Source organism: Bianquea renquensis (assembly GCF_014384895.1).
Classification (GTDB): Bacteria; Bacillota; Clostridia; order Lachnospirales; family Bianqueaceae; genus Bianquea; species Bianquea renquensis.
In genome coordinates this window covers 64,562-77,017 of the sequence record NZ_JACRSQ010000010.1, presented here as the reverse complement: position 1 = coordinate 77,017, position 12,456 = coordinate 64,562, and the positions used below count along the sequence as shown (strand labels likewise).

The following is a 12,456-nucleotide window of genomic DNA, read 5'->3' as shown; positions in this document are numbered from 1 at the left end:
CTAAAAATCGGATGCCGTATGGGCGTCGGGCAAAAGCAACTGCAAAAATTCTCCTGTCTCCGATAGCGCCCTGACATTGTGGATTCCCATCGCTTGCAAGACCGCCGCCCACCGCTGGGCCATATCCTCCTGGTACAGGACCGGCAGAAAACCGGCACGCAGATAGCTTCGGATGGCTGGCACGCGAAAATCGTCTGTGGTGAGGTAGGCGCCGTGACAGCCAGCCTCCCAGATCACGCCAAGCGCCGCGGCATTCATGGGTTGGCTGAGCTTCTGCCCTCTGAATTTTTCCCGGCACGCCACCATGTGGATGTATCCCAGACTTTGCAGGGGATGGACCACCGCTGTGACGGTCGCGGCAGGCTCTCCATCTTTTTCAATCAAAAGTATATTGCGTGTATCCAAATCAGGGTAGTCCAGCATATACTGGCGAAACTCCGGCTCACCTGCATCTGGCGCCAGCAAGCCTTCCTTACAGATGAGAAGCCACCTCCCCATATCCTCCTTTGAACCGTCAAAGGACCGGGCATGAAATCCATCTGGCCAGACCGGTCTGCCTATGGGCTGACGCCTCCAATACATTTTCAGCTGCTCCATGCCGTCCTCTCCCTTCCCCCCGCTCTCAACTGGCACTCTCGGTACTCCGTCGGCGTCAAGCCCGTATGTTTTTTAAAGGCGCTGCTAAAATAGACGTGATCGGTAAAGCCACAGGCCGCGGCAATCTCTCCCACCGGGCTGCGGGTTATGCAGAGCAGATTCTTGGCCTTGTCCAACCTCAAACTCGCCAGCATCTTTCCCGGAGTCGTTCCCGTCATGTTCTTAAAGCAACTGTGAAAATATGCCTTGCTGAGTCCAGAGCGCCGGATCAGCTCCTCTACATCAAGATCCTCGCTAAAATGCTGCATAATATAGTCCACCGCCTTGGATATGTGCCGATTGCCCCTGGACGATGCACAGGTCAAGCTGCTGTCATGAAATAGCTCATTTAACAAAAAATAGAGATTCGACTTCACGCTAAAGCAGTGGAGATCATCGCTCTTAACGCTATCCTGACAAATCTTCGCCATCACATGCCGGAGGACATCGAAATTGCTTGGCGTCAGCTTATCGGGCAGGCGAAGGAGCAACGGATTCTCATAGACAGGCTGCGCCTCCTCCTCACACCCAAAAAGGTATCCCTTGGACCGCTCATAATTGCCAAAAAAATCAATACACAGCGTAATGCACTCATAGGGCAACACGCCTTTGACTTGCTGCCCTGGCTTGCGGATATTCACATCTCCCGCCTGGAAGGGAACAAAACGGCCATCGATCTCGATTCCGCCTCCGCTGCGCAGATACAGCTCGATTTCATAATCATACACGATCCGGCTTCCCATTTTGGCCTTACTGGGAAACCTGTACCCATCAAAGTGCGCACAGCGCAGAACGATAGGATTTAGATATTGTGTGGTCAGCTTCATCGACATCCCCCTCCCTATCAAGTTACCATACTTTTTTCATATGGTCAACATAATATTTATACTGTTTTTTCGAATTCTGTGCTATCATACTACAAATAAATCCCTTTTCAAAGGAGCGGAGACAATGACGGGAAAAGAGCGAATGACGCGGATTCTCAGGCATGAGCCTGTGGACCGCATCGGACTATACGAGCATTTTTGGGGCGACACCCACAGAGAGTGGCACGAAAAGGGCTATCTTCGGCAGGATGAATCCTTCGAAGCGCATTTTCAGTTTGATATGCAAGAATGCTGGCCATTCACCACAGTGGCAGACCTGGATTTTAAGCGGCAGACCGTAGCGGAAACAGAGGACACCATCACCTATCTGGACGGCAACGGAGCCACCCTCCGCCAGCATAAATTCCACGATGCGACTCCGGAACACGTGGATTTTAAAGTTAAGGAGCGGGAGGACTGGGAGCGTTTGATCAAGCCCCTTTTAAAGGCGGAGCCGCGCCGGATTAACTTTGAGGCATACCGCAATGCAAAAGCTGAGGCGGCCAAAGCAGGGCGATTTTTTGTCTGGAGTGGCATCAACGTATTTGAAAGCATCCATCCCGTCTGCGGCCATGAAAATATGCTGGTGGGCATGGCATTGGACCCTGACTGGATCACGGACATGGCACAGACCTACGCCAAGCTCACCGTCGATTTGCAGACTATGCTGTTTGATCAGGAAGGCTATCCAGACGGAATCTGGTATTATGAGGACATGGGCTACAAGGGAAGCCCCTTTATGTCGCCCGCCATGTACGATGCAATCATCAAGCCTAGCCACACCCATACCATAGGCTTCGCGAAGGAACACGGCCTCCCCGTCATCATGCACTCCTGCGGCTATGTGGAGCCCCTGCTGCCTGGCATGATCGATGCCGGCATCGACTGCCTACAGGTTATCGAGGTCAAAGCCGGGATGGACCTTCTGAAGCTGCACCGGACCTATGGCAATCAAATTGCTTTCATGGGTGGAATCGATGTGCGCACGCTGTACACCAACGACCGAGCGGTCATCGACCAAGAGTTGGAAAGCAAGATACCGCTTGTCAAGGAGGGGTACAACTATGTCCTCCACAGCGATCACTCCATCCCGAGAACTGTACAGTATGAAACCTACGAATACTTCATCAAACGAGGGCTAGAGCTAGGGACCTACTGATTGAATTCCCAGACACCACCGCCAAAGGGATTTGATTCCACATATTGAGGGTAACCCATTGCACACGACAATGAATCTGTGATATAATGACGTTTATGCATATGTTTGGAACTTTTGTAAACGTATGGTATCTCAGTCTTTTATATGTAGGAGATTCAGTATGTCAATCAACCTATCCACCGAATCGAAAGTCTTTTACAAATCTGTCTTTGCCCTCGTCCTTCCCATGGCGCTTCAAAATCTCATCAACGTGGCCGTCACCTCGGCCGATGTCATTATGCTGGGTAAGGTGGGTGAAACGGCTCTATCGGGTTCCTCCCTGGCCGGGCAGGTGCAGTTCATTCTCACCCTATTCTTCTTCGGTCTCACATCCGGAGCCGCGATTCTGACAGCCCAGTACTGGGGGAAGGGCGATACCCGCACCATCGAAATCGTCATGGGCATCGCCCTCCGCTTTGCCCTCATCGTGGGCATTATCTTTACGGCGGCGGTTCTGCTCTTCCCATATCCAATCATGCGGATCTTCTCCCCCGAGAAGGAGGTCATTGAGCAGGGAGCCCGATATCTTCGCGTTGTAGCGCCCTCCTATCTGTTCATGTCCATCACCATCATCTATCTCAACATCATGCGAAGTGTGGAGCGGGTCATCATATCCACGGTGGTATATCTGGTATCCCTTTTCCTCAATATCATCCTCAACGCTATCTTTATCTTCGGCCTCCTGGGATGCCCCGCAATGGGCATTGCCGGCGCGGCCCTGGGCACCACCATCGCCCGCGGCGCAGAGCTGGCCATTGTTTTGCTCTACTCCGCCCGCAATAAGGTGGTGCGCTTTCGCGCCAGGGACATCTTCGTCCGCGACAAGCCACTTCTATCGGATTTTGTCCGGTATTCCCTCCCCGTCACGCTCAACGAATTGATGTGGGGGGCCGGCATTTCCATGAATGCTGTTATCATCGGCCACATGGGGAGCTCCGCCGTTGCGGCCAACTCTGTCGCCCAGGTCACCCGCAACCTAGCCACCGTCGTGGCCTTTGGCATTGCCAACGCGGCTGCCATCATGATCGGGAAAAAAATCGGAGAAAATGACTATGGGCGCGCAGAGGATTATGCCAATCGGTTTGTAAAGCTGACCTTGGTCGCTGGCGTCGCCGGAGGCCTGATTATTCTCCTGGTCCGTCCCATCGTCATGGCCACCATGAACGTGACGCCGGAGGCACACCGGTACATGTCCATTATGATGCTCATCATGTCCTATTACGTCATCGCGCAAGCCTACAATACCACCATGGTGGTGGGCATCTTCCGCGCAGGGGGAGATGCAAAGTTTGGCTTAATCATGGATGTGTCCACTATGTGGGGCGGATCCATCCTCCTGGGAGCAATTTTTGCCTTCGTGTTCCACTGGAGCGTCCCCGCCGTATATGTGGTCATCATGGGGGACGAGCTGATCAAAGTGCCCCTGACGACACTCCGGTATAAAAGCAAGAAATGGCTGCGGAATGTGACGCGATGAGGGGCAATAGCATTCGACGGCTATTGTTTTCGAAATTCGCTGGGCGTGACACCCTCATACTTTTTCAGCAGCTGTACCAACCGTTTTGAATCGTTAAATCCGGCCTCCTGCGCTATGTATTGAATGCTATACGTCGTGCTGCGCAGCAGAGATTTGGCATAATTTAACCGGGCAAGGCAGATATATTCCAGAACGTTATAGCCCGTTGTCTCCTTGAATAGCTTCGAAAGGTAGGGCAAGCTCAGATGGAAGGTATCCGCCAGCATCGACACGTTTAAGTCCCTCGTTTTAAAGTTGTCTTGTATGTACGTACAGATTTCTGAAATCATACTGTTGTCATACTTGGACTGTTCATATTGATCATGTTCGGCCCTTTTATCCTGAAACCAGCGCAGGCAGTCATTACAGCTCTCCAACAGCGTTTCGACTGTATCCGCTGACAATATGTTCTTGATCAGATGATCCGCGGAGCCCGCCAAAATCGCCGTAAAGGTAACGCCCTTTTCTTCGCCCCACCTTTCAAACGCATTGCTGAAAACAATAAACATCATACTGTTTGCCACTTCTTTAGCGGATGCGATGGGGGAATTGACGATCTTGAGCACGGCGGAAGAGACCAGGTATCTCGCCTCTTTCCACTTTCCCTTATCCATAAGTTCCATAAGTTCGTTTTGCAGTGAAAGGGAGCAGTTTTGCTGCACCACCTTCTTAAAATCATCCTTATCACAGGAATAGGAATAGGCGAACTTATCCGGCGTTTTATCGCATATTTTCTGCATAACGACGATTTCATTGTAGGACTCCGCCAGTTGTGTCTGGAAATCTTTGCAGAAATTGATCATACAATTCATATGGGAGCCATTGTCCTCATTGACGCCCCTTAGCAAAGTATCCACGTCCTCTTCCAGCTGTGACACAGCGCCCTTCTCCTGGCCCACCAGTAAAAACACAATGGCACTGCCAACGGAGACGCGGTAGATCCCCGCGGCATTTTGAATGGAGGGGAGGGAGAGAAAGGCCGTGTAAAAACTGCCTACAAGATCCTCCTGCACACAATCTGTAAGGGAAAGCAAGATCCCCGGCCCCTTTAAATTTGGGAAAAGAGTGGCAAATTCTTGCCATTGCCGGCTACTCCACTGTTGCGACATTCCCAGCAGCAAACCTGTCAGAAAGTATTCTCGCAGGTCTTTTTCCTGCTTGATAACCACACTGGAAATCTCCTCATTCGCCTGAATCATCTGGAGAAGGGCGCTTTCAATCACTGCGTACTCATTCTGGGTTTCTCTGCTTTCCGATACCCGGCTATCGCCTAAAAGCCGCACGATCCGCTTGAGGGGATGATAATTATTGTGTAAAATATGGTAACTCATCAGGCAGATGTAAATCAGAAATGCAAGCATGAAGATTGCCATGATTGCCAGCATCTGGGGCGCTTGATAGATCATATTGGAGGGGATCGCCAGAATATAGCTCCAATCATAGATGGCGGAGCGCGATGAAAATAGAACGAATTTACGGCCTCCGATGACAGTCTTCTGGCAGTTTACCGTTTCCTCGCTATCAAAGCGGGCAAAATAGTCCACATTATCGCCGTCTTTTTCGCTGGAGTATACCATATTTCTCTTCCTTGAAACAATCTGCACACTGGAATGATCCGGCAGCGCCTCAAGCCACTGCGCCTCAATCGGATCCATGCTCACCCATGTTACAATGTTGCCGGACAAATTGCCCAGCGAATCCACGAGAATCATGCTGTTGGCGCTGGGATTGTAATTCCAAAAGATCCCGTTGGCGGAGCCGGAGGAAATGATGGCATGCCATTCTTCTAGGCTGATCCCCGTATCCCCGTAATTTTCACCATAGTATAGGCCGCTGCTGTTGTGTGACCCATTCCCGATGACGGAATCGCTATCCCTCACATACAAAAACGTATTGTCGGCGTATTGATACAGAGAGTTCAGGGCGTTAAATTTCTGTATGATTTTATACGAGGAGTAGATGGACTGGCTTGAGCTTTTTTCCGCCGCCGATACATAGGAGACAATCTCGCCGTCGTGTTTGAGCCTGTAAGACTGTTTATATAGCAGCGTTAGCGCATTGTCAAATTCCTGTCCAACGTTTTGCACATAATGGCTGTACAGGTTATTGCTTTCTTTTTGCAGCGATAAAAGAATATAATAAAAAAAAATGCACACCGCTATGACAAAAAGAAAAGTCGCTGGAATGCCAACCGTCAAAAAAAATCGGATGACACTTCTGGATTTTGGCTTACCTTGCACGTTCATCGCTCCTTCTCCCATTTCCGTCCTGCTTCGATCGCAACAGATTTATAGATTCTTGCCAAATGGCATAGGCGGCATTTACCGGCCGAGCGACCTCGCCGACACAAAAAAAGTATACCATCAAATCAGCGAAAAATCAAACCTTGCAACTGGAATGACCGTTCTGTGAAGAAACACAATAAAAACAACGCAAACTCTCGCTTGGGCTGTAACGAGAGCCTACGTCTATAGTGTTTCTCACCCTTTGATGGAGCCGATCATGACGCCCTTTACAAAATACTTCTGCAAAAAGGGGTACAGTAAGATAATCGGGAGCGAGGAGACAATAATGGTACTGTACTGCAACAGCGTGCGCGTATAATAGTCATCCTGATTCATGTTATCCAGTGCGCCCCCCACTGTGGCGGCGCTGATCGGACTGTTTTTGATGATGATCTCCTGCAATATAATCTGCAGCGGAAAAAGCTCCCGATCCTGCAGGTAGATAGAGGCCGAAAACCAGCTGTTCCACATGCCCACCCCGTAAAACAGCGCGATAACTGCCAGCAGAGCCTTTGAGGTGGGGAGAACAATGCTCCATAAAATACGGAAATCGTTGGCGCCGTCGATTTTCGCTGACTCGATCATGCCCACGGGGATTCCCTGAAAGGAGGTCCGCATCACGATCATGTTGTAGGTGCTCAGCGCCCCCGGAAGGACAATGGCCCAGCGGGTATTGATCATCCCAAGGTTGCGGATCAGCATATATGTGGGGACTAATCCCCCGCCAAAAAACATGGTGATGGTGATGAGAATCATGACAGGCTTTTTCAGCATCAAATTGGGACGGGAAAGGGCATATCCTCCCAGAGTGGTCAGAACCATGCTGATAGATGTACCCATCAGAACATAAAGAAACGTGTTTTTATAGCCCATCCAAATGTTGGGGTTATTAAAGCAAACCCGGTACCCGGCCCAGGTAATCTCTTTTGGCCATAAAATGATCCCAACGCTTCCCCGCAGCGCTGACGGACTGCTGATGGAACAGATGACGACATACCAAAAGGGATATAAAAAAATGAGGCTGAGAAGAAACAAAAATATTCTGTTGAATAGATTGAACGCCACCTCTGCTGACGTCTCTCTATGCCTGGATCGAATCAACATACTACATCCTTTCCCCCTATTTTTAAAAGAGCGTTGTCTCTGAAACTTTGCCGGCGACTGTGTTGGCGAGCAAAATTAGAACGAAATTGACAACCGTATTAAAGAGCCCCACGGCGGTGCTGAAGCTGTAATCTCCGCTCACAATGCCACGGCGATATACAAAGGAGCTGATGACATCCGCCGTCTCATAGGTCAACGAGTTGTAGAGCAGGATGATTTTTTCATATCCAAGGCTCATCAGCGATCCTACATTCATGATTAGGAGAATGGTGATGGTCGGCATAATCCCCGGAATGGAGATATTGAGCATCCTGCGAAACCGCCCGGCGCCGTCAATGGTCGCCGCCTCATAGAGCTCCGGATCCACATTGGTCAGCGCCGCAATATAAATGATACTGCTGAAGCCAACGCCCTGCCATATATCGGACCCTATGTAGATTGTCCGAAAATACTCCGGTTTGGAAAGCAAGTCCACTCTCTCCGCGCCAAAAAGCGCCCCGATACTGTTGAACAGGCCATAGGATGCGCAAAAACTGCGCAACAGACCGCAGATGACAACGGTGGAAACAAAATACGGCAGGTACGACGCCGTCTGTACATACCGTTTTAATACGTTACCCTTCAACTCGTTCAAGAGCAGCGCAAAAATGATCGGCGCCGGAAATCCCCACAGCAAGGAATAAATATTGATCAACAGGGTATTGCGAATCAACCGGCCTATATAATCGCTGGAGAAAAAGGCTCGAAAATGCTTCAATCCTACCCATGGACTCCCTATGATTCCAGTCCGGGGGCGGTAGTCCTCAAAGGCCATTAAGATTCCATACATGGGGACATAACAGAAGATGATATAGTAGGCGACGACGGGGACCAGCATAAGATATATATACTTGTTGACCGATACATCGCGCCCCAGCCTGTGCTGAAAGCTCTTCCCGCCCATTTGCCCCTTGGGGATCCGTGCGGCTTTCACATTGGACATGGCCCAAACACCTCCTTCATAAGGCCGGTGTCCACCGACACACGGTAGCGGATGGAACACCGGCACACTGAATATTTCAATAGTCCTAGCCTTTAGCCCGGCAATTTACCGCGCATTATAGGCATCTAGCGCTTTCTGATAGAGCTCGATGGCTTCGTCAATGCCATAGGATTTAATCTGGGCTACAAATGCATCATAGTCGTCCATGGAATTGAGTCCCATGATAAACCGATGGTTCTGCTCTTCAACATAGGTGTCGATGTCGGCCATGATGGTACTTAGGCGCTGGGAGTCCTCCATGGACAAGGTGAGGTTGGGCAGCTGCGTCTCATAGCTGATGCCGGTAGCCCACACTTCGCCATTTTCCCTCGCTGGATTGCTTTCAATGTGATACGAGGGGATGGCGTCGAACCATTTCAGCATGGGCCCGTTGATACGGCTATAATATCCATTGCAGTAGGACCACCATTTGGCATCCTCCACCCCCTCCACCGTCACCAAGTCTGTGTACTGCGGATCGCCGTTGCTGTCGAGGGTGTAGGTCGTTCCCTCGATGCCGTAGTTGAAGAGCAATGCACCTTCCCGGCTGTACGCATAGTTAAGCCATTTTGTTGCCAGCTCCGGATTTTTGCAGGAGGTCGTGATGAATGCAGCGTACACACCGTCTCTGGCCGCAGACTGCGACATACCCAGGGCGCGGGTCGCACCCTTTTCCAGCGCTGGGAAGGGGATCGCCTGCTGAACTTCCGCAACCTCCGGGATTTCGGTGTCTTGGAAAACTCCCACCTGATCCTGGCCAATCAGAACATCGATGCCGGCGCTATCCCGGGTCAGGTATTCCTTGTCCAGCAATCCCTCATCGTACCAGGATTTCATCTGTAGAATGTACTCTTTAAATTCCTCGGTGATGGGGCCATAGTCAACCTTACCATCCCTCTGGAAAAAGGAATGGCTGATATTCCATGCCCCGAGGATAAAGTCATAGTATTGTTCATAGGCAGGGAACCCGCTCATTGGCGCTGACGCACCCTTCTTCTCCTTAAAGGTCCGCAGCACATTGGTCAGCTCCTCGATGGTGGTCGGGACCTTCAAGTCGCATTCCGTGAGCCAATCGGAGCGAACCTTAAGGCCGGCCCATGGATCTTCCAGCTTCGTTTCCGTATAGTCATAGGCACACATGTAGAAGGCCCCGATATCGCCGCTGTCCAGTGTGGCATCCTTGCGGAAGTCCTCGTGTTCGTCCAGAAGCCTCTGGTAGTCCGGAGCGTACTGGGAGACCAGGTCGTTGAGCCTAATAGCATACTCATCGTTGATGAGCCCCTGTAGCCCTCCTGTATAATAACCTATAACATTTTCCATAATATCGGGCAGAGAATCTGATGTGATGCGAAGTTGGAAGGCCTGCTGGACATCCCCGGAGGGCGATTCAAACTCAATATGAACATTGGTCCTGGCCTCCAACTCCTTGTATAGCTCAGACTCCGCATATCCCGTCATAAGATTGTTACCGCCAAATGCGGCATAATAGGTCAGGGTTTCACCCTCTCCTGTGAGAGGGAACGCCAAATCCGAACTGGCAGAATCAGGGGAAGAGGACTGGGTCCCGGATGCCTCCGATGATGACGCGGACGAACTATCGTCGGATGATTTGCCGCAGGCTCCTGCTCCCAAGACCATAAGAGCGCACAGCAGTGCCGCAAGTATGCGATGATGCCTTTTCATATTCATCATAGTACAACGATACCTCCTAAATTGAGAAATCTTCTGTTCTGTGATTGAAATAATTTTTGCATTTTGAGTTACGGCTGGGCCCTTATGCGTACACAAAAAATAACAAAAACATGGCTTCATATTACAAAAATTTAGTCAACTGGTCTAGTCCATATTTTAATTTATTCTATGTCATTTTTTATTTTTCTCTATATTGAGTCGTTTTATCCCTGCCTTTTGACAGAAATGCATTAAAAATCGTCCCAGAAATCAAAAAAAATTCCCTTTCTTTTTAGAAGAGGAATTTTTATAATGGAGGCGGGAGAAGAACCTTCGGTTTTCAGATAAAGGATAGAAAATAACCGCAAAGAAAGGAATGATCACATCCATGTTTCATTTTGTTCACACATATATCCCCCAAACCAATTTTTGGGACGGGCTTATTAAACGGGGCTTGATAAACGATGCCAGCGGCGTCAAAATGATCCAGTGCGATACCATTGCGCCGGAACACCGCTTCAATGTGCTGGCCTCCCCCGGTGGCCGGCTACATGAAATCATACAGGAAGCCAACCGGCCCTTTTTTGTGGACCGCCTACAGGGCGGAACTTTTCTCTATCCCTATCAGTATGATACAAATTTGATCGAGTACTACGACCTCCTGTTGGGGGAACGGTTTCTTGGATTTCAGATGCACGAGTGGGCCTCCAACTTGCTCTCCGACTATCACAAGATCGTAGGAGATTTCCATTCCTATGAGAATTTCGACGCCTCAACGGCCGCCGCCAGGAGGATGGAGTGGACCGTGTCCAATATAGAGCAGGCCGTCCTGTCAGCTTTTCCTGATCAAGATGGAAGGATTTATCTGGAAGCTCTGACCGCAGAGGAGTGGACCGCCGCGCCGCTGCTCACAGACTCCGGCACTATGATCGCCGTCCTCCGCGAACTATTCCGCAAACGGCAGGCCTCCGTGGACGGCCATCTGTTGGCGGCCGATTCCTGCTTTATGTGCAGCCGGTTAGAATATGAAAACGGACTGCGCCATTCCATGCCCGAGATCGGTGCGCAGGCTCCCTTTGTGCGGGTTCAGCTTGCTCTTGTCCGCGGCATGTCAAAATCAAGAGGGATCCCCTTCGGCGCCTACCAGGAGCCGTGGGGAGGCACGCCCTTCAGCTGCTGCTACTATAAAAAGGATCCGCCGGCGCAGCTAGTCAATGAGTGGAACGTCACGGAGCGGGAGAATTCCGCCTATGGCCCTGCCGGAGAAAACGGCGGCAGCTCCATGTCCCTGCTGCGCCGCATCTTTTACTACGCCTTTCTGGCGGGGGCGAAATTTCTGGCAGAGGAATGGGGCGCCTGCAACACCTTTTACGACTGGAACGACTTTGAACTGACCCCCTACGGCCTGATCAAAAAGGAACTCATCGATTTTGCACAGAAATACCCGGAGCCTGGAGATCCCTACACCCCCTTTGCCTTTGTGCTCCCCGCTGAAATGAAAATCGTCAATCTGAATCAGATTGCAAAAGGCAGCAATTTCTACCGATTTTACGAAGAGTTCCCCTTGATGGAGGATCAGCGGATCGAACAGCACGTGTACGATGTCCTGCGCATGGTATATCAAAGGGTGGATTCGCGCCCAGAGGGGCACTACGATGCCAGGGCCATCACAAATTCGGAATTTGGCGATCTGTTTGATCTCGTCTATGAGGATGACCCTGGCCTTTTCCACCGCTATGCGTATCTCATCGATCTGACCGGGGGCGACGCCTTCCTAAGCCGAAACCGAGAACACTCGTCCCGGATTCTACCGTCCGGCGATTTGGGCCGGCTGCACAGAGAACTTAAGGAACGTATCCAGACGCTGCCGCCGATCCAAGTGGAGGGCTCGCCGTTTTGGATGCTGAACAAGTCCTCCAGCCGCTGGATTGCCACCTTCTTCAACAACGAGGGTGTTGAGCGCACCGTCGCCACAGGCGAATACACCCTTCCGGAAGCTGCCATCCGTGTCACCGCGACCCTGCCCTCTTCGCACACCCAAATTCATGTATTGGTTGGCGACCCCGCATCCCTGAAACGGGATGACCGCAGTCTCACCTTTGTCCTTGCCCCCGGGGACATATTGATATTTTCATTTTTGAATTGAAGCGCAAAGGAGG

General features: G+C 50.8%; 9 protein-coding genes. 3 read left to right on the top strand and 6 right to left on the bottom strand.

What is annotated here, in order from left to right; all coding sequences use genetic code 11:
- The gene (locus H8730_RS08405; RefSeq protein ID WP_177718128.1) at positions 1-597 is read right to left on the bottom strand and encodes a GNAT family N-acetyltransferase; all 597 of its coding nucleotides are present in this window, start codon (positions 595-597) and stop codon (positions 1-3) included.
- On the bottom strand, positions 585-1,463 hold the full coding sequence (locus tag H8730_RS08400) for a helix-turn-helix domain-containing protein (protein WP_177718129.1): 879 nt from the start codon (positions 1,461-1,463) through the stop codon (positions 585-587). The genes H8730_RS08405 and H8730_RS08400 overlap by 13 nt, the downstream gene beginning before the upstream one ends.
- Before the next feature lie 124 nt (positions 1,464-1,587).
- Between H8730_RS08400 and H8730_RS08395 the strand changes: the two genes are divergently transcribed.
- Positions 1,588-2,661, top strand: coding sequence for a uroporphyrinogen decarboxylase family protein (locus H8730_RS08395; protein ID WP_249289699.1), 1,074 nt, complete (start codon positions 1,588-1,590; stop codon positions 2,659-2,661).
- Between the two features lie 160 nt (positions 2,662-2,821).
- A complete protein-coding gene (locus H8730_RS08390) occupies positions 2,822-4,177 on the top strand; it encodes an MATE family efflux transporter (protein ID WP_177718130.1) in 1,356 nt (451 codons plus the stop codon).
- A gap of 20 nt (positions 4,178-4,197) precedes the next feature.
- Here H8730_RS08390 and H8730_RS08385 read toward each other — a convergent pair whose 3' ends face one another.
- The 4 genes from H8730_RS08385 to H8730_RS08370 all read right to left on the bottom strand — a co-directional run bounded on the left by H8730_RS08385 (position 4,198) and on the right by H8730_RS08370 (position 10,318).
- The gene (locus H8730_RS08385; protein WP_177718131.1) at positions 4,198-6,462 is read right to left on the bottom strand and encodes a helix-turn-helix domain-containing protein; all 2,265 of its coding nucleotides are present in this window, start codon (positions 6,460-6,462) and stop codon (positions 4,198-4,200) included.
- A gap of 234 nt (positions 6,463-6,696) precedes the next feature.
- Positions 6,697-7,605, bottom strand: coding sequence for a carbohydrate ABC transporter permease (locus tag H8730_RS08380; RefSeq protein WP_177718132.1), 909 nt, complete (start codon positions 7,603-7,605; stop codon positions 6,697-6,699).
- 22 nt (positions 7,606-7,627) lie between these two features.
- Complete coding sequence (locus tag H8730_RS08375) at positions 7,628-8,587, bottom strand: ABC transporter permease (protein WP_249289698.1); 960 nt, start codon at positions 8,585-8,587, stop codon at positions 7,628-7,630.
- Positions 8,588-8,692: 105 nt separating this feature from the next.
- Complete coding sequence (locus H8730_RS08370) at positions 8,693-10,318, bottom strand: extracellular solute-binding protein (RefSeq protein WP_249289697.1); 1,626 nt, start codon at positions 10,316-10,318, stop codon at positions 8,693-8,695.
- 367 nt (positions 10,319-10,685) lie between these two features.
- Between H8730_RS08370 and H8730_RS08365 the strand changes: the two genes are divergently transcribed.
- Complete coding sequence (locus H8730_RS08365) at positions 10,686-12,443, top strand: hypothetical protein (protein ID WP_249289696.1); 1,758 nt, start codon at positions 10,686-10,688, stop codon at positions 12,441-12,443.
- Positions 12,444-12,456 lie beyond the last annotated feature (13 nt).